The organism is Haemophilus sp. C1, from assembly GCF_001276515.1.
GTDB lineage: Bacteria > Pseudomonadota > Gammaproteobacteria > Enterobacterales > Pasteurellaceae > Haemophilus.
This window is the reverse complement of the sequence record NZ_LDVZ01000002.1, coordinates 64,191-86,896: the sequence shown is the minus strand read 5'-3', so window position 1 is coordinate 86,896 and position 22,706 is coordinate 64,191. Positions and strand designations below refer to the sequence as shown.

Annotated in this window: 22 protein-coding genes and 1 tRNA gene; 7 read left to right on the top strand and 16 right to left on the bottom strand. The window is 38.5% G+C overall.

Annotation, left to right across the window (positions count from 1 at the left end; all coding sequences use genetic code 11):
- Window positions 1–7: 7 nt before the first annotated feature.
- Genes ABW51_RS01365 through ABW51_RS01350 form a run of 4 tightly spaced genes read right to left on the bottom strand, consistent with a single transcriptional unit; the run spans window position 8 to window position 2,240 of the window.
- On the bottom strand, window positions 8–421 hold the full coding sequence (locus tag ABW51_RS01365) for a competence protein (protein WP_053465251.1): 414 nt from the start codon (window positions 419–421) through the stop codon (window positions 8–10).
- On the bottom strand, window positions 418–939 hold the full coding sequence (comC, locus tag ABW51_RS01360) for a competence protein ComC (RefSeq protein ID WP_053465250.1): 522 nt from the start codon (window positions 937–939) through the stop codon (window positions 418–420). The genes ABW51_RS01365 and comC overlap by 4 nt, the downstream gene beginning before the upstream one ends.
- A complete protein-coding gene (locus tag ABW51_RS01355) occupies window positions 936–1,442 on the bottom strand; it encodes a competence protein B (RefSeq protein WP_053465249.1) in 507 nt (168 codons plus the stop codon). The genes comC and ABW51_RS01355 overlap by 4 nt, the downstream gene beginning before the upstream one ends.
- Complete coding sequence (locus ABW51_RS01350; RefSeq protein ID WP_053465248.1) at window positions 1,443–2,240, bottom strand: pilus assembly protein PilM; 798 nt, start codon at window positions 2,238–2,240, stop codon at window positions 1,443–1,445.
- 98 nt (window positions 2,241–2,338) lie between these two features.
- On the opposite strand from ABW51_RS01350, the gene ABW51_RS01345 reads away from it, so the two are divergent.
- The 7 genes from ABW51_RS01345 (at window position 2,339) to ABW51_RS01315 (ending at window position 9,611) form a co-directional block, all read left to right on the top strand.
- The gene (locus tag ABW51_RS01345) at window positions 2,339–4,933 is read left to right on the top strand and encodes a penicillin-binding protein 1A (RefSeq protein WP_053465247.1); all 2,595 of its coding nucleotides are present in this window, start codon (window positions 2,339–2,341) and stop codon (window positions 4,931–4,933) included.
- Window positions 4,934–5,005: 72 nt separating this feature from the next.
- A complete protein-coding gene (locus tag ABW51_RS01340; RefSeq protein ID WP_053465246.1) occupies window positions 5,006–5,851 on the top strand; it encodes a 23S rRNA (adenine(2030)-N(6))-methyltransferase RlmJ in 846 nt (281 codons plus the stop codon).
- A 169-nt stretch (window positions 5,852–6,020) separates the two neighbouring features.
- Window positions 6,021–6,350 carry a YbaB/EbfC family nucleoid-associated protein gene (locus ABW51_RS01335; RefSeq protein ID WP_005629464.1) on the top strand — a complete coding sequence of 110 codons (330 nt, stop codon included), beginning with the start codon at window positions 6,021–6,023 and terminating at the stop codon, window positions 6,348–6,350.
- Between the two features lie 130 nt (window positions 6,351–6,480).
- Window positions 6,481–7,083 carry a recombination mediator RecR gene (gene recR / locus ABW51_RS01330; RefSeq protein WP_053465245.1) on the top strand — a complete coding sequence of 201 codons (603 nt, stop codon included), beginning with the start codon at window positions 6,481–6,483 and terminating at the stop codon, window positions 7,081–7,083.
- Window positions 7,084–7,098: 15 nt separating this feature from the next.
- Window positions 7,099–9,054 (top strand): DNA topoisomerase III, encoded by a 1,956-nt coding sequence (locus ABW51_RS01325; protein WP_053465244.1) that lies wholly within the window; start codon window positions 7,099–7,101, stop codon window positions 9,052–9,054.
- Between the two features lie 108 nt (window positions 9,055–9,162).
- The gene (secG, locus tag ABW51_RS01320; protein WP_053465243.1) at window positions 9,163–9,501 is read left to right on the top strand and encodes a preprotein translocase subunit SecG; all 339 of its coding nucleotides are present in this window, start codon (window positions 9,163–9,165) and stop codon (window positions 9,499–9,501) included.
- Window positions 9,502–9,525: 24 nt separating this feature from the next.
- Window positions 9,526–9,611: transfer RNA gene (locus tag ABW51_RS01315), tRNA-Leu, on the top strand.
- A gap of 549 nt (window positions 9,612–10,160) precedes the next feature.
- Here ABW51_RS01315 and ABW51_RS01310 read toward each other — a convergent pair.
- The 12 genes from ABW51_RS01310 to xerD all read right to left on the bottom strand — a co-directional run bounded on the left by ABW51_RS01310 (window position 10,161) and on the right by xerD (window position 22,695).
- Window positions 10,161–10,646 (bottom strand): surface-adhesin E family protein, encoded by a 486-nt coding sequence (locus ABW51_RS01310; RefSeq protein WP_053465242.1) that lies wholly within the window; start codon window positions 10,644–10,646, stop codon window positions 10,161–10,163.
- A 31-nt stretch (window positions 10,647–10,677) separates the two neighbouring features.
- The gene (gene pflA, locus ABW51_RS01305) at window positions 10,678–11,418 is read right to left on the bottom strand and encodes a pyruvate formate lyase 1-activating protein (RefSeq protein ID WP_053465241.1); all 741 of its coding nucleotides are present in this window, start codon (window positions 11,416–11,418) and stop codon (window positions 10,678–10,680) included.
- A 115-nt stretch (window positions 11,419–11,533) separates the two neighbouring features.
- The gene (locus ABW51_RS01300) at window positions 11,534–11,824 is read right to left on the bottom strand and encodes a putative quinol monooxygenase (protein ID WP_005636456.1); all 291 of its coding nucleotides are present in this window, start codon (window positions 11,822–11,824) and stop codon (window positions 11,534–11,536) included.
- 82 nt (window positions 11,825–11,906) lie between these two features.
- Complete coding sequence (pflB, locus tag ABW51_RS01295) at window positions 11,907–14,219, bottom strand: formate C-acetyltransferase (protein ID WP_053465240.1); 2,313 nt, start codon at window positions 14,217–14,219, stop codon at window positions 11,907–11,909.
- Window positions 14,220–14,256: 37 nt separating this feature from the next.
- Window positions 14,257–15,111, bottom strand: a complete 855-nt coding sequence (gene focA, locus ABW51_RS01290) for a formate transporter FocA (protein ID WP_053465239.1) — start codon at window positions 15,109–15,111, stop codon at window positions 14,257–14,259.
- Between the two features lie 286 nt (window positions 15,112–15,397).
- On the bottom strand, window positions 15,398–16,579 hold the full coding sequence (locus ABW51_RS01285) for a glutathionylspermidine synthase family protein (RefSeq protein WP_053465238.1): 1,182 nt from the start codon (window positions 16,577–16,579) through the stop codon (window positions 15,398–15,400).
- On the bottom strand, window positions 16,580–17,161 hold the full coding sequence (locus ABW51_RS01280) for a hypothetical protein (protein WP_053465237.1): 582 nt from the start codon (window positions 17,159–17,161) through the stop codon (window positions 16,580–16,582).
- A gap of 12 nt (window positions 17,162–17,173) precedes the next feature.
- On the bottom strand, window positions 17,174–17,593 hold the full coding sequence (locus ABW51_RS01275; RefSeq protein WP_053465236.1) for a DUF2251 domain-containing protein: 420 nt from the start codon (window positions 17,591–17,593) through the stop codon (window positions 17,174–17,176).
- A gap of 34 nt (window positions 17,594–17,627) precedes the next feature.
- Window positions 17,628–18,338, bottom strand: a complete 711-nt coding sequence (locus ABW51_RS01270) for a hypothetical protein (RefSeq protein WP_053465235.1) — start codon at window positions 18,336–18,338, stop codon at window positions 17,628–17,630.
- 138 nt (window positions 18,339–18,476) lie between these two features.
- On the bottom strand, window positions 18,477–19,787 hold the full coding sequence (gene eno, locus ABW51_RS01265; RefSeq protein ID WP_053465234.1) for a phosphopyruvate hydratase: 1,311 nt from the start codon (window positions 19,785–19,787) through the stop codon (window positions 18,477–18,479).
- A gap of 190 nt (window positions 19,788–19,977) precedes the next feature.
- Window positions 19,978–21,615: a glutamine hydrolyzing CTP synthase gene (gene pyrG / locus ABW51_RS01260; RefSeq protein WP_053465233.1), complete on the bottom strand. Its 1,638-nt coding sequence runs from the start codon at window positions 21,613–21,615 to the stop codon at window positions 19,978–19,980.
- Window positions 21,616–21,801: 186 nt separating this feature from the next.
- On the bottom strand, window positions 21,802–22,695 hold the full coding sequence (gene xerD, locus ABW51_RS01255) for a site-specific tyrosine recombinase XerD (RefSeq protein WP_005636429.1): 894 nt from the start codon (window positions 22,693–22,695) through the stop codon (window positions 21,802–21,804).
- Between the last annotated feature and the right edge of the window lie 11 nt (window positions 22,696–22,706).

Below are 22,706 nucleotides of genomic sequence, written 5' to 3'. Positions count from 1 at the left end.
TCTTCCTTTAAAAACTTAATTCTTTCTGCTCAGTGCTATCACATTGCTCACTGAGCTTACGAATAAATTGCACTTTATTTTGATGAATTTTTTCCACTAGATAGCCCTCTTTAGCCACATCAACGCCCTCTAAAACGCTGTAAACTTGCAAAGCCTGATCTTGCAATAACGCAAAGGATTTATCTTTAGAAATCACTACGCCTACCAATCTTAAAGCGTTCAAAGGAATTTCAGCCGCTTGGCGATTTTCATCCGCTCCGCATAGATTATTAGGTACATCTGAGGAAATTATTTCTGTCTGTTCCATTACTGTTTGTGCATTATCAAGCTGAGAACGGTTACGCTGTGTTTTATCGAAAGGATCTTGTCCCCAACTGCAATTTATAAAAAGCAATGCAGTTAGGAAAAACCAATACTTCATTTTGTCTCCTTCTCTAGCTGAAAAATAATCTCGGTTTGCAATGGGCTGTCTTCGGGTTTCATAAATTGCAGCCGACTTACAGAAAGCTGTGACGTATTAGCTAAAAGTGCGGTTAAAAATGTCTTCGTTTTTTCAAAATGCCCTGTAAGCTGTAAATGCAAAATGGGTTGTTGCCCCATTTCCCAACGTAAATGCTGAGATAGACCGTTACGTGCAGCTAAACGTTGAATTTGTTTATTCAAAGGCATAATTTGTGCTGCCAGTTCTGGAGAAAGTTTTCGACTTTCCGACTGCTGTTGTAAAGAGGTTAAAATTTTCTGTTGATGCAGCAATTCCAAACGCTTCACCGCTAACTCATCTTCAGTTTCATGGAGACGGGAGTTCCCCTCTATATAATCTAAAACGGGGCGAAAAATTACCGCGCTTAATAGCAATAAAAAGGTTAAGCCATGAACATAAAAAGGCTGACTTAGCCATTTTCCAAAAGGAGTAAAAGGATCGTTAAAAAAGGCTTTCACTTTTCTTCTCCTTGTTCTACATCAAAGCGAAAATACAATGACTGTTGTTCAGGTTGAAACTGGCTTAATTTCACATTGGGAAAATGTTTCTTTAAAAATTGATGAATCAGTTCAAATTCTCTTTGATCTTGTGCGAGACCTTCCAAACTTAAGTTATGAGCATCTTGTTTAAATTTATTCAGTTCTCCTTGTTGAAAAGGTAATTCACTTAGCTGTTGTAAACTCTTTTTTACTTGCTCGTTGGGAATAGATGTCAAAATTTCGCCAACCTGCACTGCACTACGCAACTGTTCAATTTGCTTGGTTGTTTTATGAAGTTGCTGATTAAGTTGTTCAAAAGATGTTTGCTGCGCTTGCAGATCTTGTTTTTGTTGTTCAATTAAATTACTAAAAGCCAAAGTTAAATTAATAGCAAGTAAGATAAATAAGGCAACATAAAAAGCTAAACGACGTAAACGTTTTTGATGTTGATAAGTACGCCAAGGCAATAAATTCATCGACATTTAACTACTCACTTTTTGTTGATATAAATCTTTTTGCCACAGCGCATTGCCAAGTGCGATAAAAGGTAAATCCGTTTCTACTCGCTGCCAGTTTTCTGGTAATGGCGTATGACTTGAGGGAATTTGATACACAAAAACTTGTTCAAGTTGCCCTTCAAAACGTTCGGTAAATTGCTCATAAAGTGCGGTCAGATTTTCGTGAGATTGTAAAATTTGCGATTGCTGCGCCCTTTCACAAATCGCCAAGCAATAGTCATCTTCTTGAAATAAAAATAAGGTATTTTCTGACCGCACTTGTTCATTCAACAAATACTGAAATGCACGCAAAATAGCATTTGACGCAACATCCAATACGTTAATTTTAAATGGCTGAAAATCTTGCAAATAAGTTTGAGCAGTACTTTTACGAATTGCAGTAACGTCTAATCGAAAACCTTGCTTTAACGGGGTAGAACGATAATCAAACCATAATTCATCTAAAGAAATAGGCAACTCTTTCTCAATCACAAATTTACATTGTTGATGGCATTCTTGCGCATTTAATACTTGCGGCAACATTAATACTTTCGACCAAGTTAAGTGAGCGGGAATGCTTGCCACAAACTGCAAAGGAAAGGTTTTCCCTTGATATTGTGTTTTTAGCTGTTGTAAAAAACGATTTTTAAAATCACGATCATTAACAAAGATTTGATAACTTTGTGGCTGTTCGAGATCATCAAACCACACGAAATCAAAATAACCCTGCTTACGATGAATGCCGATTTGTAAAGTGCGGTGATTTTTCAGGGAGAATTGCATATTCTTTCCTATTATTTAAAGGCTGAATCTTTTATACTTAGCAGCCAAATCATAGGTCTCTTGACAAGAATATTCATTAACGAAGCGAGAATTTTACGATGCGGATCGCAAAATTAATATTAAGCACCCTATTAACTTTATGTATTTTAGGTTTAGTGGCTGGCGGAATGCTGTATTTCCACCTAAAATCTGAATTGCCCTCAGTAGAAACATTAAGAACCGTTGAATTACAACAACCAATGCAGATTTATACGGCTGACGGTAAATTAATTGGCGAAGTGGGCGAGCAACGCCGTATTCCGGTAAAATTAGCCGATGTGCCACAACGCTTAATTGATGCATTTTTAGCGACGGAAGACAGTCGTTTTTACGATCATCACGGATTAGACCCTATTGGCATTGCCCGTGCATTGTTTGTCGCAGTGAGTAATGGCGGTGCATCACAAGGTGCAAGTACAATTACTCAACAATTAGCACGTAACTTTTTCTTAACCCCAGAAAAAACCATTATTCGTAAAGCTCGTGAAGCAGTGCTTGCGGTAGAAATCGAAAATACCCTCAACAAACAAGAAATCTTAGAGCTTTATTTAAACAAAATCTTTTTAGGCTATCGCTCTTATGGTGTTGCAGCGGCGGCACAAACCTATTTCGGTAAATCATTGAATGAATTGACGTTATCGGAAATGGCCATTATCGCAGGCTTGCCAAAAGCACCTTCAACCATGAACCCGCTTTATTCTTTAAAACGTTCAGAAGAACGCCGCAATGTGGTGTTAAGCCGAATGTTAGATGAAAAATACATCAGCAAAGAAGAATATGATGCTGCATTAAAAGAGCCTATTGTCGCCAGTTACCATGGGGCTAAATTTGAGTTCCGTGCGGATTACGTCACTGAAATGGTACGCCAAGAAATGGTTCGCCGTTTTGGTGAAGAAAATGCCTACACCAGTGGTTATAAAGTATTTACCACTGTACTTTCAAAAGACCAAGATGAAGCCCAAAAAGCTGTGCGTAATAACTTGATTGATTATGATATGCGTCACGGTTATCGCGGTGGTGCGCCATTATGGCAAAAAAATGAAGCAGCTTGGGACAATGATCGTATTGTCGGTTTTCTACGCAAACTACCTGATTCAGAGCCATTTATTCCTGCGGCAGTGATTGGAATTGCAAAAGGCGGTGCTGATATATTGCTCGCTTCTGGGGAAAAAATGACCTTATCAACCAATGCAATGCGTTGGACTGGTAGAAGTAATCCTGTGAAAGTCGGCGAGCAAATTTGGATTCGTCAGCGTGCTAATGGGGAATGGCAATTAGGACAAATTCCCGCAGCAAATTCAGCATTAGTTTCTCTTAATTCAGATAATGGCGCGATTGAAGCAGTGGTGGGTGGCTTTAGCTATGAACAAAGTAAATTCAATCGAGCCACACAGTCTTTAGTTCAAGTGGGTTCTTCTATCAAACCATTTATTTACGCGGCAGCATTAGAAAAAGGCTTAACACTTTCAAGCGTATTACAAGACAGCCCAATTTCTATTCAAAAACCAGGACAAAAACTGTGGCAACCAAAAAACTCACCTGATCGTTACGATGGTCCAATGCGGTTACGCGTAGGATTAGGTCAATCCAAAAATATGATTGCTATTCGTGCGATCCAAACGGCAGGTATTGATTTCACCGCAGAATTTTTACAACGTTTTGGCTTTAAACGTGATCAATATTTTGCTAGCGAAGCCTTAGCACTTGGCGCGGCCTCTTTCACACCATTAGAAATGGCGCGAGCTTATGCTGTGTTTGATAATGGTGGCTTCCTCATTGAACCTTATATTATTGAAAAAATTCAAGATAACACAGGGAAAGAATTATTTGTCGCAAACCCTAAAATTGCTTGTATTGAATGTAATGATATACCTGTAATTTATGGCGAAACCAAAGACAAAATCAACGGTTTTGCGAATATTCCTTTAGGCGAGAATGCCTTAAAACCAACAGATGATAGCACCAATGGCGAAGAATTAGATCAACAACCTGAAACTGTGCCTGAACTGCCAGAATTACAATCAAATATGACCGCACTTAAAGAAGATGCGATTGATTTAATGGCTGCAGCAAAAAATGCCTCGTCGAAAATAGAATATGCGCCACGTGTCATTAGTGGCGAACTTGCTTTTCTCATTCGTAGTGCCTTAAATACGGCGATTTATGGAGAACAAGGTTTAGACTGGAAAGGAACTAGCTGGCGTATCGCACAAACCATTAAACGTAGCGATATAGGCGGTAAAACAGGTACCACCAACAGTTCAAAAGTAGCTTGGTATGCAGGATTTGGTGCAAACTTAGTCACCACAACTTATGTTGGATTTGACGACAACAAACGTGTACTTGGGCGTGGAGAAGCAGGTGCAAAAACAGCAATGCCTGCTTGGATCACTTATATGAAAACGGCTTTAAGTGATAAGCCAGAACGTAAATTGCCACTGCCGCCAAAAATTATGGAAAAAAGTATTGATACGATGACTGGATTACTTTCTCCAAACGGTGGGCGCAAAGAATATTTTATTGTAGGTACTGAACCAACTCGAACCTATCTTTCGGAAATGCAAGAGCGCGGTTATTACGTTCCTAAAGAGTTACAGCAACGCTTAAATAATGAAGGCAATACGCCAGCGGCGCAACCACAAGAACTCTTCTAAAAATGACCGCACTTTAGTGTGTAATCAGGCGAGTCAATTGGCTCGCCTTCGTTATAAAACAAAGGATATATTATGCTGAGTTATCGTCACTCATTCCATGCGGGCAATCATGCTGATGTCTTAAAACATATCGTCTTAATGCTCATTTTAGAAAATCTTAAACTCAAAGAAAAAGGCTTTTTTTATTTGGATACGCACTCTGGTGTAGGTCGTTATCGTTTATCCTCAAACGAATCAGAAAAAACGGAGGAATATAAAGAAGGTATTGGACGCTTGTGGGATCAAACAGATTTACCCGAAGATGTTGCTCGTTATGTAAAAATGATCAAAAAACTCAATTATGGTGGCAAAGAACTACGTTATTACGCTGGATCACCGTTAATTGCCGCGGAATTATTGCGCCCACAAGATCGCGCACTATTGACCGAACTTCATCCTAGCGATTATCCAATCCTTCGAAATAATTTTAGTGACTATAAAAATGTCACCGTAAAATGTGACAATGGCTTTCAACAAGTCAAAGCAACGCTACCTCCAAAAGAACGCCGTGGCTTAGTGCTAATCGATCCGCCTTATGAATTAAAAGAAGATTATGATCTCGTCGTTAAAGCCATTGAAGAAGGCTATAAGCGTTTTGCCACTGGCACTTATGCGATTTGGTATCCTGTTGTATTACGCCAACAAACTAAACGTATTTTTAAGGGCTTAGAAGCAACGGGAATTAGAAAAATTCTAAAAATTGAACTCGCCGTTCGCCCTGATAGCGATCAACGAGGTATGACGGCAAGCGGTATGGTGGTAATTAATCCACCTTGGACATTAGAAACTCAAATGAAAGAAATTTTGCCTTATCTCACAAAAACATTAGTTCCAGAAGGCACAGGAAGCTGGACTGTCGAATGGATTACACCAGAATAACCGTCTCTTCCCATTCTAAACACCACTAAATTTCACCGCACTTTACTTCAAAAGTGCGGTGAAATTTTCTGAGATTTTAAATACCCCAAATCATTAAACCCCACTGTTCCCAAAAGCTCATTTTTTCGCTAGAATGCACGCAATTTTTGACTTAATAAAGGATAACATTATGTTTGGAAAAGGCGGTTTAGGCGGCTTGATGAAACAAGCCCAACAAATGCAAGAAAAAATGCAAAAAATGCAGGAAGAAATCGCGCAACTAGAAGTAACGGGTGAATCTGGTGCGGGGTTAGTGAAAATCACAATTAATGGTGCACATAACTGCCGTCGCATTGACATTGATCCGTCTTTAATGGAAGACGATAAAGAAATGTTAGAAGATTTAATCGCGGCTGCTTTTAACGATGCGGTACGTCGTGCAGAAGAATTACAAAAAGAAAAAATGGCATCGGTTACCGCTGGAATGCCATTACCTCCAGGAATGAAGTTTCCTTTTTAATCGAACACTTGTCTTCCCCTGCTTGCGGGGGAAGGTGTCGCAAAGCGACGGAAGGGGGGCCCCTAAGCCTTCGGTAGCTTCCTCCGTAAATAGAGGGAGCGGAAAGTAGCCTTATATTTCATCTCAAATTATGCAAAGCAGCCCACTTTTAGAACACCTTATTGAAAACTTACGTTGTCTTCCAGGCGTAGGGCCTAAATCTGCGCAACGTATGGCTTATCATCTTTTACAACGTAATCGTAGCGGTGGAATGAATTTAGCTCGAGCTCTCACAGAAGCGATGTCTAGAATTGGTCATTGTTCACAGTGTCGGGATTTTACTGAGGAGGAAATTTGCAATATTTGCAATAATCCTCGCCGTCAAAATTCAGGTTTGCTTTGTGTCGTTGAAATGCCAGCAGATATTCAAGCTATTGAGCAAACTGGACAATTTTCAGGACGTTATTTTGTCTTAATGGGACACTTATCGCCACTTGATGGTATTGGTCCTCGTGAAATTGGTTTAGATTTACTGCAAAAACGTTTAGTGGAAGAATCTTTCCACGAAGTGATTCTCGCAACAAATCCAACAGTGGAAGGCGATGCAACAGCAAACTACATCGCTGAAATGTGCCGCCAGCACAATATCAAAGTGAGCCGTATCGCTCATGGCATTCCAGTCGGAGGCGAACTGGAAACTGTGGACGGCACAACGCTTACTCACTCTTTTCTAGGTCGTCGTCAAATCGACTAATCTTCTCATACCATTATGCGTTTATTTATCGCCGAAAAACCAAGCTTAGCTCGCGCTATTGCTGATGTGCTCCCAAAACCCCATCAACGCGGGGATGGTTTTATTAAATGTGGCGATAATGATGTGGTAACTTGGTGTGTAGGGCATTTGCTCGAGCAAGCAGAACCCGATGCCTATGATCCTAAATTCAAACAATGGCGTTTAGAACATCTCCCTATCATTCCAGAAAAATGGCAACTTTTACCGCGAAAAGAAGTAAAAAAACAACTTTCTGTGGTAGAAAAACTGATCCATCAAGCCGATACACTTGTTAATGCAGGAGACCCTGATAGAGAAGGACAATTACTTGTAGATGAAGTGTTCAGTTATGCCAATTTATCTGCCGAAAAACGCGATAAAATTTTACGCTGCTTGATTAGCGACCTAAATCCAAGTGCGGTAGAAAAAGCAGTAAAAAAATTACAACCCAACCGTAATTTTATTCCTCTTGCCACATCTGCACTCGCACGAGCCCGCGCAGATTGGCTTTATGGCATTAATATGACCAGAGCCTATACCATTCGTGGCAGACAAACTGGCTATGATGGCGTGCTTTCTGTTGGCCGAGTGCAAACTCCTGTGCTGGGTTTAATTGTACGTCGAGATTTGGACATTGAACATTTCCAACCGAAAGATTTCTTTGAAGTACTCGCTTGGGTTAATCCAGAGAGCAAAGAAGAAAAAACTCCAGAAAAATCAACCGCACTTTTCAGTGCCTTATGGCAGCCCAGCAAAGCTTGTGAAGATTACCAAGATGATGACGGCAGGGTTCTCTCTAAAGGATTAGCAGAAAACGTTGTAAAACGTATTACAAATCAACCTGCAGAAGTAATCGAATACAAAGACGTTCGTGAAAAAGAAACGGCGCCCTTGCCTTATTCCCTTTCTGCGTTACAAATTGATGCAGCAAAGCGATTTGGTATGTCCGCTCAAGCCGTATTAGATACATGCCAACGCCTATATGAAACTCATCGTTTAATTACTTATCCGCGTTCTGATTGCCGATATTTACCCGAAGAGCATTTTGCCGAACGACACAATGTACTAAATGCAATTTCAACCCATTGTGAAGCTTATCAACGCTTACCGAATGTTATTTCAACTGAACAGAGAAATCGCTGTTGGAATGATAAAAAAGTAGAGGCTCATCACGCAATCATTCCGACTGCCAAAAATCGTCCAGTAAATCTAACACAAGAAGAACGTAATATTTACAGCCTTATCGCTCGCCAATATTTAATGCAATTCTGTCCTGACGCAGAATATCGTAAAAGTAAAATCACATTGAATATTGCCGGTGGTACTTTTATAGCTCAAGCGAGAAATTTACAAACGGCTGGCTGGAAAGAATTGTTAGGCAAAGAAGACGATACAGAAAATCAAGAACCCTTATTACCAATAGTAAAGAAAGGACAAATTTTGCATTGTGAACGCGGAGAAGTAATTAGTAAAAAAACTCAGCCGCCAAAGCCTTTCACCGATGCAACCTTGCTTTCAGCAATGACGGGCATTGCGCGATTTGTACAGGATAAAGAACTCAAAAAAATTCTGCGAGAAACCGATGGATTGGGCACAGAAGCTACTCGCGCTGGCATCATTGAATTACTTTTTAAACGCGGTTTTTTAACGAAAAAAGGGCGAAATATTCATAGCACAGAAACTGGAAGAATTTTAATTCAGGCATTACCAGATATTGCCACCCAACCAGATATGACGGCTCATTGGGAATCTCAACTCACAGACATTAGTCAAAAACAAGCAACCTATCAGCAATTTATGTATAACTTGAATCAAATGTTGCCTGATTTAGTCCGTTTTGTAGATCTTAATGCACTAAGACAATTAATCCAGATTAAAATGATTAAATCCGATAGAACAAAACCTAAAAGTGCGGTAAAAAAATCGAGTAAATCAAACAATCAAACTGATTAAAGTTAAACCAATTAATATTTTTTTTATGCAAAGCACTTGCGAGAAAATTGAATTTTCTATAACATTCACGACCAGTTTTCTTGCAAAATTGCAAATTAGAGAGAAAAAATGTATCAAGTTCTTTTATTTATTTATGTTGTTGTCGCGATTGCCTTGATCGGGTTTATTCTCGTTCAACAAGGTAAAGGGGCGAACGCTGGTGCATCCTTTGGTGGTGGCGCATCAGGTACAATGTTTGGCTCTGCTGGTGCAGGTAACTTTTTAACACGTACCAGTGCGATTTTAGCAACCGCATTTTTTGTTATCGCCCTTGTTTTAGGCAACATGAATTCACATAAAGGCAATATTCAAAAGGGTGCTTTTGACGATTTATCACAAGCTGCAGAGCAAGTTCAGCAACAAGTAGCTCCAGCGAAAGAAAATAAAAATAGCGACATCCCACAATAAAATAGGATTAGTATAAAAATTAACGCTCTGGTGGTGGAATTGGTAGACACGCTATCTTGAGGGGGTAGTGACCATAGGTCGTGCGAGTTCAAGTCTCGCCCAGAGCACCATTTGACCTATTTTAACTCAACGAAACTAAACGAAAAAGCAGGCATATAGAGCAAAATTGTTAGTAAGAATTAAATTTTATAATCCTTGCCAGCTTTCTTATTTAAAAAAATCCTGTATAAAAAGATCTTATGCTTTCTCGTTAAACTATTATGAGGAGGTAATTTATCCTTAAGCTCCTTAAATAAATCTTCTATCCTATTTATAGTTTTTTCAATATGTAATTCTGGATATTTCTCATAAGTAAAAATATATTCGTAATATCGATTTATACTTGCCTCGCACTTCTTACACTTCTATGATTATAAAGATATTTCCCTTTCTCATTTTGCGTCTCTGAACGTTCATTTAAAAAAACATGATGTTTTTCCTTCCATTCAATATATTTTTAAATAGAATTCATTCTTAGCACTCGTTTTTAACGTTTTAATAATACTTTTTAATTCTCTTCCTGCATGTGATTGATGTTTTTTCTTAATGTTCTCATTACAATGGCAACAGGATGGAATTGACACATTTGAGTGGGCATATTTTTTACCAACTATTTTGTCCTATTGCCTTTTATCTGAAGTTTGTGCTCTGCCATAATTCGCACAAATAATCTGAGCAGCATTATAAAGCGTTGTATCAGGAGCTAAACTTAACGTATGTTTCTTTTGCTTTTTAGGCGCGGCACGCAAACCCTGCCCCCAAAACTCATCATAGAAATCAGTTCGCACTTGAGTTAAATGATAATTTGCACAATTCAAAATCTTATACTGACGAACAGAACGTGCATAACGTTTAGGCTCAGGATAAACATACAATCCCTTATCTAAATTAACCACAGCATCAAAATGTACAATTTGTGGCTCCTGGTTATCCACCCAGATCGATTCACTATCGATGTAATAATTTACATTCCTCACCAAACGTACATATCCGCTTTGAACATCAGTAGGTGGTGTCAGCTTTACATCGTTTTGTTCAGCCTTTTGGGTTTGAGCAGAACAAGCGGTAAGTAACCCAAGTGATAATGTTAAAATAATTTTTTTCATTATTTAGTCCTTATGTTAGCTAGCATTTATTCTAGAATTTTACAGTGTGTCCATAACCTTCTAGGATTGTTTTAATATGCTCTAACGATTCTTTGGTTGGCGGTAATACATCTTCAAGCTCATAATCTAACCCAAGGGTTTTCCATTTATGTGCACCTAATCGATGATAAGGAAGAAGTTCAACTTTTTCAATATTGGTCATACCCTCAATAAACTGACCTAATAAATGCACATCGTGATCGCTATCAGTATAACCAGGAACCACAACATAACGAATCCATGTACGTTGATTACGTTTTTGCAAATATTTTGCAAATTCAAGGGTACGTTTATTTGGTACCCCAATAAGATTTTGATGAACGTGATCATTAAGCTCTTTTAAATCGAGTAAAACAAGATCTGTTACATCTAATAATTCATCAATAATATGATCATAATGACGTACAAAACCATTTGTATCCAAGCAAGTATTAATCCCTTCTGCTTTACAAGCACGGAACCAATCGCGCACAAACTCAACTTGTAACACAGCCTCGCCACCAGATGCCGTGACACCACCGCCAGTAGCATTCATAAAATGGCGATAAGTCACGACTTCTTTCATTAAATCTTCGACACTGATTTCTTTACCACCTTCAAGATCCCAGGTATCACGATTGTGGCAATATTTGCAGCGCATCAAGCAGCCTTGCATAAATAAAATAAAACGAATACCGGGCCCATCTACAGTGCCACAAGATTCAAAAGAGTGAATTCTTCCAAGAACTGACATACATAAATTTCCTAAAACTAGATATAGCTAAATTTTACCAAATATTTAGTCTATAAAAAATGAGCATGATTTAAATCAGGCTCATAATTAAAATATATTTATCAAAGTGCGGTCATTATTCGCTGACTTTTTGAAAGGTTTGCACCACTGGCGCTTGTTCACAATACTCGACCAATACAGGTACAATTGAGGTAAAGTGTGGCGTTGCAAAATGTTGTTCTAAATCGGCTTTGCTTTTCCATTGCTCAATAAAAACATAATGATTAGCCTGCTCGCTATTTTGTTGTAATTCATAAGATACGCATCCTGTTTCTTGACGAGTATGCTTAATTAATTCTTGGCATTGGGTTAGAAAATCATTAATTTTGTCCGCTTTTACTGAAAATTGGGCAATAACTGTTAGCATAATTTGCTCTCCTATATATAAAAATAAACCACTCACAAAACTAGTCTGTGAGTGGTTTATATTAAAACATAATATTATTTACTTAGAAAGACTCAGTAAATGTACGGGTTACGACGTCTTGTTGTTGCTCTTTAGTTAAAGAGTTGAAACGTACTGCGTAACCAGATACACGGATGGTTAATTGCGGATATTTATCCGGATTTTCCATTGCATCTAACAACATTTCACGGTTTAACACGTTCACATTTAAGTGTTGGCCACCTTCAACAGTTGCTTCGTGGTGGAAGTAACCATCCATCAAGCCAGCAAGATTACGGCGTTGTGCTTCTGCATCTTTACCTAACGCATTTGGTACGATTGAGAAGGTATAAGAAATACCATCTTTCGCATAAGCAAATGGAAGTTTAGCCACAGAAGTTAATGATGCTACCGCACCTTTTTGGTCACGTCCGTGCATTGGGTTCGCCCCTGGTCCGAATGGTGCACCAGCACGACGACCATCTGGGGTGTTACCCGTTTTCTTACCATAAACTACGTTAGAAGTAATGGTTAATACAGATTGTGTAGGCACAGCGTTGCGGTAAGTTTTAAGTTTTTGAATTTTCTTCATGAAACGTTCAACTAAGTCACAAGCGATGTCATCAACACGGTTGTCGTTGTTACCATATTGTGGATATTCACCTTCGATTTCGAAGTCGATCGCTACGTTGCTTGCTACAACATTACCATCTTTATCTTTGATGTCGCCACGAACTGGTTTAACTTTCGCATATTTAATTGCTGAAAGTGAGTCTGCTGCAACAGAAAGACCTGCGATACCACAAGCCATAGTACGGTATACATCACGATCATGTAATGCCATTAATGCTGCTTCGTATGAATATTTATCGTGCATATAGTGGATTACGTTTAAGGCAGTCACATATTGTTTTGCCAACCAATCCATAAAGCTATCCATACGGGTCATTACTGTATCAAAATCTAATACTTCATCAGTGATTGGTGCAGTTTTCGGACCTACTTGCATACCTAATTTTTCATCGATACCGCCGTTGATTGCGTATAACAATGTTTTCGCTAAGTTTGCACGTGCACCGAAGAATTGCATTTGTTTACCAACAACCATTGGTGATACACAACATGCGATTGCGTAGTCATCGTTGTTGAAGTCTGGACGCATTAAATCATCGTTTTCGTATTGAACGGATGAGGTATCAATCGATACTTTCGCACAGAAACGTTTGAAGTTTTCAGGTAATTGTTCAGACCAAAGAATCGTTAAGTTTGGCTCTGGAGAAGTACCCATGTTGTAAAGGGTGTGTAAAATACGGAATGTATTTTTGGTTACTAATGTACGACCATCTAAACCCATACCTGCGATAGTTTCAGTTGCCCACATTGGGTCACCAGAGAATAATTGATCGTATTCAGGTGTACGTAAGAAACGAACCATACGGAGTTTCATAACTAAGTGGTCAACTAATTCTTGCGCTTCAGTTTCAGTAATTTTACCTGCTTGTAAATCACGTTCGATATAGATATCGATAAAGGTTGCAGTACGACCGAATGACATTGCCGCACCATTTTGTGATTTGATTGCAGCAAGATAAGCAAAGTACATCCATTGAATGGCTTCTTGAGCATTAGTTGCTGGGTTGGAAATATCATAACCATAGCTTGCAGCCATTTGTTTTAATTGGCCTAATGCACGGTGTTGTTCTGCGATTTCTTCACGTAAACGAATTGTTGCTTCAAGATTTACGCCATCCTCTAAATCTTTTTGTAAAGAAGAGAATTGTGCGTATTTATCTTTCATTAAGAAGTCTACACCGTAAAGTGCTACACGACGGTAGTCACCGATAATACGGCCACGACCGTAAGCATCGGGAAGACCAGTTAATACACCAGATTTACGACAACGTAAAATATCTGGCGTATAAACATCGAATACACCTTGGTTATGCGTTTTACGGTATTCAGTGAAGATTTTTTTCACTTCAGGATCTAATTCACGACCGTAAATTTTGCATGACCCTTCCACCATTTTAATACCGCCAAATGGCATAATGGCACGTTTTAAAGGTTCATCAGTTTGAAGACCAACGATTTTTTCTAAATCTTTGTTAATGTAACCTGGTGCGTGAGAGATAATGGTAGATGGAGTATGTTCATCAAAATCTAATGGCGCGTGAGTACGGTTTTCAATTTTAATTCCTTCCATCACAGATTCCCAAAGCTTAGTTGTTGCTTCAGTTGGACCAGCTAAGAAAGAGTCATCGCCTTCATACGGGGTATAGTTTTTTTGGATAAAGTCACGTACATTGACATTGTTTTGCCAATCGCCACCAGCAAAACCAGCCCACGCCAATTTTTGCGCTTCATTAAGTTCTGACATAGTCATTTCCTTTGTTAATTAATAAATAAGTAAATCTTTAATGAGTTTTGGTTAAATAACGTTGGAATACACCAATACAAATTGCCCCGCCGACAATATTTCCCAACGTTACAGGGATTAAATTTTTCACGATGAAATGGTACAAATCTAAATCTGCGTATTTCATCGGATCAACACCGATTTGTTGCCAAAATTCAGGTGTACTAAAATGTGCGGTAATAATTCCCATAGGGATCATAAACATATTAGCCACACAGTGTTCAAATCCTGACGCGACAAACAAACCAATCGGCATAATCATAATAAAAGCTTTGTCTGTAACAGTCTTACCAGAATAAGACATCCAAACCGCCACACACACCATAATGTTACATAAAATACCTAGGTTAAAAGCTTCAAACCACGTGTGATGAATTTTATGTTGGGCGGTTGCAAGAATTGTTAAACCCCATTGGCCATTTGCTGCCATTGTTTGACCACCAAACCAAATAACAGCCGCAATAAATAAACCGCCAACGAAGTTGCCCAAATATACTACGATCCAATTTCGAATCATTTGGGTTGTTGTTATTTTTCCGCCTACGCGGGCAACTAAGGTTAAAGTAGAAGAGGTGAATAATTCAGATCCTAAAATCACCACCATAATTACGCCCAAGGAGAAGACTAATCCACCTACTAACTTGGTTAATCCCCAAGGTGCGCCTGCACTAGCAGTTTGTGTTGTCGTGTAAAATACAAAGGCTAAGGCAATACAAGCTCCAGCACTAATGCCAGACATAAACGATAAAAATGGACGTTTATTTGCTTTATAAGTCGCTGTATTTTCTGCATAATCCGTTGCTTCAACAGGTGTGAGCGCAACAGAAGATAGTTTTTGATTTTCTGATGCCATAATCAAACTCCAAATATTGAAAAAGTGAATGAAAATTTAATACTTCTAATAGGTTTACAACTTCAAATACTTCTACAACCGTCACCATTTTACTCTCCTCCCCTTGTATTGCAAAGAAAACTACTATTTATTTCAACAAAATTTGATTTTTTACAAGATTTGTTAAAGAAAATACTCTATACACATTTCGGGTTAAATAAAATCCACAAAAAATAAACCGCACTTTTATCAAAAAAGACAAAAGTGCGGTTAATTTTCTGGCTATTTTAGCAATACTCAGGACACATTAAGGTACAAAATAATGCGGCACAAAATGACTGTCATTGCCAGTGACGGCAGTAAAATCTTCGCGTAATCCCATACCGCAAGCCACATCACCCACAACCCAAGAGCCGATAATTGGATACATTCCATCAAAACTCGGTAATTCAAATTTTTGTTGATAAACATAACCTGAATTACCATAAAACGTTGAGTGCTCGCTTCCTTTCGCTGCAAATTCTACGCCATTGTTTTTCTCATAATAGAAGACATTGGCACCTTCTCGACCTAACAATGGTTTTTTAACCCACATCGATAAATCTTTTGGTAATTCAAAAGGCGTAAAATAAGCAGGCAATAAATTCGGATGATTAGGATAACGCGCCCAAAGTTTTGCCAATAGTGCTTTATTACTTAACAACATTTTCCACGCAGGCTCAATAAATCGTGTTTCAGCGGTTGTAATATGGCGAGCAAACTCAGCGTGGCTTAGCCATTCCAGCGGATATAATTTAAATAACATTTCAATAGGCTGATCATTTAAATCTACAAATTTTTCTGTTTCGCTGTTATAGCCAATATCTTCCACCGCTAATTGATGAATATTCCAACCCGCGTTATAAGCCACATCAGCTAAATAATCCACATTGCCCCAATCTTCACGGCCAGCATCTTGCATGGCACTAAAATGGAAATCTGTTTTGCCACTTTGTTGTTTCAAAAATTGGAAATGTTTTATTAATTCTTCATGAATCCAGTTAAATTGATCACGATGTTTTAAGCCCTCAATTTGCTCCAACCACTGCCATTGAACAACCGCAGCCTCCAACAAGGATGTTGGCGTATCGGCGTTATATTCAAACATTTTTAGGTTGTCACCATCATAGCCAAAATCAAAGCGTCCATATAAATAAGGATCTTGATTACGCCAAGAGGTTTCAATAAGCTGTTTTTGCAACTCTGTAAAACGATAATTTTCATAATCGCCTTTTTTAATTTCATCCGCCACAAAATCTAAACACATTGAATGTAATTCGTTAGTTGTATCCTCAATGCGATCAATTTCCGCTAAGGTAAATTCATAGGCAACATTATCAGACCAATAATGAGATCCATCACTAGAAGGCAAGTTATAATAATCAAATCCAACATTAAGTAGCTGTTGCACCATATCTGGTCGAGTAGGAAACCCTGTTACACGTTTCATTTAGCCCCCACTGCTACGATTAGTATTATTTGGGCTACTAAAACCACCACGAGATACAGGTTTGCTATTCATGCTTCCTGCATTTCCTTTCACAAGCATTGGTTTTCCAACAGAACGATTCGTTTGCGGTTGCACAACTTGCCCTGTTGGTGTGGTGACAGCTCGATTGCCAGGATGATAGCTTGGGCCAAGGAAACTACTAATTGCACGTGCCGCCATATACCCCATAACGCCACCAGCAATCGCAGCCCCTAAAGAAGGATCGGTACTTTCAGCTTTTGCTGTTGATTCCGCATTATTCTCGCTTTGATTAGCTTGAGCACTATTTTCAGCTGGATTTTTTACCGCACTTTCTGCATTACCGTTATCACGAATATTTAAACCAAGCCCCTGTTGTGGTGTAGTTTCAGTTTTCTGAGTGCTCTCGGTGTTTTTATCAGCCTCACAAAGCTCAATTTTTTTCCAATCCGCTAAACAATCGTCTAAAGACTGATACACATCACGTTGTACTTGTTCTTCTGAACAGCCTCCTAATAAGGCCACAATAGATAAACTAACTAAAATCTGATTTTTCTTTTTCATTGTTCTCAATTTTTATCGAATGGTTTTCACGCCTAGCCACTGCTCGGCCTGTTTATTAGTAATTTCTTCACGAGTCCACATACTCATTAAATCTGGTTGTGGATATTTATTGCTGTTATAGCCTACTAAACGGGCAAAATTAAATACGGCATGAGGATAGCCATTAATAAGCAACAATGCTAAATAACCACTTTCATCCCAACAAATTTCAAGTTTGCGTGCCTCATGATGATTAGAGGTTGAATCAACATTATACACGTGCAACATATCAACTATCGGTTGAGCATTTTGACGCATATCAAGTGCATAAAAATAGCCTGTTTCGCCGTTATCTTCAAACATCACTGCCAAGTGATCATGCACAGTCGAGTGTGTACCTACTTGCTTTGGTTGACCGAGAAAGAGTTGATCTTCGAGGGTTAAGTGTAACATGGTATTTCCTCTTGAATTGAAGTTTTTTAATGTGCTAATCATATATTGATATGATATTAATATCTCTATCTAATTCTATCTCTATATACTCAGCTGGTAGATCTGGTAAATTATATTCTTCAGGACTAAAATCACTTTTTCTAAGAGATATTATTGATAAGCTTGATTTTATATTGAAACTTATATCTGTGATTCCATAAAGATAATCCAAAACATTGGCTTCTTTATAAAGACTAAACTCTCCTGCATATTCTATTTCTAGATAGTTAAATAGATGTTTCCTGATTTTATTTTTGTTTTTACAAATTTTTTCAAACCATTTGTTACATTTAAATGTAAAGAGGTTTGTTTCTTTATGGAATATTTTATTTATTCTATTTAATAATTTATGTTCAAATTGAATTTGATAAATCAACATCAAATCGATTTGGTATACTTGGCAATTATACCATTCATCTAATAGCACAGCAGAATTGATATCATTAGGTAATACATCAAACATAGATGTATTATCATCTATAGTCGCTATTTGTAAGTTTTGGTCATTAAATACAACATTTTCTAGAATTTTATCAGATAAAAATAATGCCTCTTTTCTAGTTTTTGCTAGTGCTAATTCATAAATATTATCTTCATATTCTTGTTGTATAAGATAAGTGGTAGCCCATTCGGTTAATACGGAAAAATCATTGATATTTCTTTCAACACAATAATATCTTCTGTATAGCTCTAGTTTTGCATTCATGATTTTTACTGAGTTTAATTAGTTAATCAGATAATATTTAGATAAAAATAGTAGGCAAGCTATTGCTTTGCAATTTAATAAAAAACACCGCACTTTTATACAAAGTGCGGTGAGATTTTACAGTAAATTCAGCAAGAATTACTCTTGACCTTTAACCGCTTTTAAGCCTGGGAATGCTGCTGGAGTACCTGCGCGTTCTAATGCTTCTTCGATACGGATTAATTGGTTGTATTTCGCAATACGGTCAGAACGGCTCATAGAACCAGTTTTGATTTGACCAGCTGCTGTACCCACCGCTAAATCAGCGATAGTCGCATCTTCGGTTTCACCTGAACGGTGAGAGATCACAGCGGTGTAACCTGCATCTTTAGCCATTTTAATTGCTGCTAAAGTTTCAGTTAAAGAACCGATTTGGTTGAATTTAATTAAGATGGAGTTTGCAATACCTTTTTCGATACCTTCTTTTAAGATTTTGGTGTTAGTTACGAATAAGTCATCGCCCACTAATTGAACACGGTCGCCTAACACTTTAGTTTGGTATGCAAAACCTTCCCAGTCAGATTCATCTTGACCATCTTCGATAGATACGATTGGGTATTGTTTGGTTAATTCTTCTAAATAGTGTGTGAACTCTTGAGAAGTGAATGAACGGCCTTCACCTTTCATTTCGTATTTGCCAGTTTCTTTGTTGTAGAACTCAGAAGATGCGCAGTCCATCGCTAAAGTTACGTCTTTACCTAAAACATAACCTGCTTTCTCTACTGCTTCTTTGATACATGCTAAAGCGTCTGCGTTAGATGCTAGGTTAGGCGCGAAACCACCTTCATCACCTACAGCAGTGCTCATGCCTTTAGCTTTTAATACTTTCGCAAGGTTGTGGAATACTTCAGCACCGATACGAAGTGCTTCACGTAAGGTTTTCGCACCTACTGGTTGAATCATAAATTCTTGGATATCAACGTTGTTGTCTGCATGTTCACCACCGTTGATGATATTCATCATTGGTAATGGCATAGAGTAAACGCCTGGAGTGCCGTTAAGTTCTGCAATGTAAGCGTAAAGAGGTAAACCTTTAGATGCTGCTGCTGCTTTTGCGTTTGCTAAAGATACCGCTAAGATTGCGTTTGCACCAAAGTTAGATTTGTTTTCGGTTCCGTCTAAATCGATCATGATTTGGTCGATTTCAGCTTGGTTAGACGCATCTTTACCAAGAATTGCTTCAGCAATTGGGCCATTTACTGCTGCTACAGCTTTTAATACGCCTTTACCTAAGAAACGAGATTTGTCACCATCACGTAATTCTAATGCTTCGCGAGAACCAGTTGATGCACCAGATGGAGCCGCAGCTAAACCAACAAAACCACCTTCAAGATGAACTTCAGCTTCAACAGTTGGATTACCGCGTGAGTCGATGATTTCGCGACCAATCACTTTAACGATTTTTGCCATTTTTATTTTCCTCAATTAAGTTAATTAAAACGGGTTAGGCGAGCCTAAAACAGGCGATATGATAAAGCTATTTTGAGATTTTGTCTTGTAAAAAATGCGTATGCTTTGATCTTTATCTATTTTTAAAAAATAAAAGAGCGGTGAAAAAATTCATCGTTTCTCACCGCTCTTTTTACTCTAATTTAATCCATTACTTCACAGATTGTTTGTGATTTTCATAAGCTGCTTTTACAAAGCCTGCAAACAACGGATGGCCATCACGAGGCGTAGAAGTAAATTCTGGGTGGAATTGGCAAGCGACAAACCAAGGATGATTTGGCACTTCGATAATTTCTACCAATTTTTTATCTGCAGATAAGCCCGTTACTTTCAATCCTGCTTTTTCAATTTGTGGAAGTAACGTGTTATTCACTTCATAACGATGACGATGACGCTCTTCAATGGTTTCTTTGCCATAAAGCTCGCGAGCGCGACTACCTGACACCAAATGACATTGTTGTGCACCTAAACGCATTGTTCCGCCAAGATCAGATTCATCGGTACGCACTTCAGTATTACCATCTGCATCTTGCCATTCCGTGATTAATGCCACCACTGGTTGCTCACAATCTTTATCAAATTCAGATGAATTTGCTTTAGTCAAACCCGCTACATTACGTGCATATTCAATCAATGCGATCTGCATACCTAAACAAATGCCCAAGTAAGGAATTTTGTTTTCTCGTGCATATTGTGCGGTACGAATTTTACCCTCTACACCACGATAACCAAATCCACCCGGAACAAGAATGCCATCAACGCCTTTTAATACTTCAACACCTTTGGTTTCAACATCTTGGGAATCAATGTATTTAATGTTTACACTTAAACGATTCGTTAAACCTGCGTGTTTCAACGCTTCATTTACAGATTTATAGGCGTCTGGTAACTCAGTATATTTACCTACCATTCCAATGGTCACTTCTCCCACTGGATTTGCTTGTTTATAAAGCACTTGTTCCCATTCAGAAAGATCTGCTTCAGGGCAAGTTAAACGAAAACGATCACAGACGAAATCATCTAAACCTTGAGATTTTAATAATGCTGGGATTTGATAAATCGAATTTACATCTTTTAATGAAATGACTGCACGTTCTGCAACATTACAAAATAAAGCAATTTTCGCGCGTTCATTTGGCGGAATCATGCGATCTGAACGACAAATCAACACATCAGGTTGAATACCAATAGAAAGCAATTCTTTTACAGAATGTTGAGTTGGTTTAGTTTTTACTTCACCCGCCGTTGGAATATAAGGCACTAAAGTTAAGTGCATAAATAACGTATGTTCACGACCAACTTGAACGGCTAATTGACGTAATGCTTCTAAGAATGGGAGTGATTCAATATCCCCAACGGTACCGCCCACTTCAACAATCACAACATCGTGACCTTGAGCGCCTGCAATGACACGATCTTTAATTTCATTGGTGATATGTGGAATCACTTGAATTGTTGCACCAAGATAATCGCCACGACGCTCTTTACGTAATACTTCAGAATAAATTTTACCTGTGGTGAAGTTATTACGTTTAGTCATTTTCGTGCGAATAAAACGCTCATAGTGACCTAAGTCTAAATCTGTTTCAGCACCATCTTGAGTGACGAAAACTTCCCCGTGCTGGGTTGGGCTCATCGTACCTGGATCCACATTAATATATGGATCTAATTTCATAATAGTTACGTTTAAACCACGAGCTTCTAAAATTGCCGCCAATGATGCTGCCGCAATGCCTTTACCTAACGATGAAACCACACCGCCAGTGACGAAAATATAATTTGTAGCCATAGGGAACCTAATCTGTATTGGGATATAAATGATTATAGCTAATCATCTTACAGACAAAATCAACCAAAAGTGCGGTCAAAAATCGAAGATAACTAGCTATCAAAGACGGGACGGTAGTTTACCTGATTTGGTCAATGAACTCAATTAGAAAACCACAATTAGCATGTAAAGCCTTGTTAGACCAATCTATCCTCTAGGATGAAATCTTTCATGCAATCGTTTCAATCGCTCTTTTGCCACATGAGTATAAATCTGTGTTGTGGATAAATCTGTATGCCCTAGCAACATTTGCACCACGCGTAAATCCGCACCGTGATTCACTAAATGAGTGGCAAAAGCGTGGCGAAGAACGTGAGGGGAAAGTGCATCAGCATCAATATCCGCGAGAATGGCATAATGTTTTACACGATGCCAGAAAGTTTGACGAGTCATTTGCTGTGCACGCTGACTTGGAAACACAACATCAGAACTCTGCCCATTTAATAGCACAGGACGACCATAAAGCATAAATTGACGAACCCAATAGGCAGCTTCTTCCCCCATTGGCACAATACGCTCTTTATTCCCTTTACCAATCACTCGCACCACGCCTTGTTGCACACTCATGTTTTCAATCGTCAGCGAAACTAACTCCGTTACACGAAGCCCAGTCGCATAAAGCAACTCTAACATTGCTTTATCACGCAATTCCAAAGGGACTTCCACATCTGGCGTATTGAGCAAATCTGACACTTGTTGCTCAGTTAAATATTTTGGCAGGCGACTAGGTAATTTAGGCGAACTTAGCACCGCACTCGGATCATCCACTCGATATTTTTCCCGATATAAATATTGGAAAAGTTTACGCATTGCACTTAACATTCGCGCGGTGCTCGTAGCTTTGTAACCTTTCTCCAAGCGCTCACCTAGAAAACCTTGCAAATCAACAGCATCTAAGGTTTCCAAAGACAAGTCATTTTTATCCAACCAATCACAAAGTGCGGTTAAATCTAAACGATAAGATTGAACGGTATTTTCTGAAAGCCCTTTTTCAATCCAATATTCATTAAGAAACAAATCAATGAGCGCAAGATTTTTCATATTACTTTTCT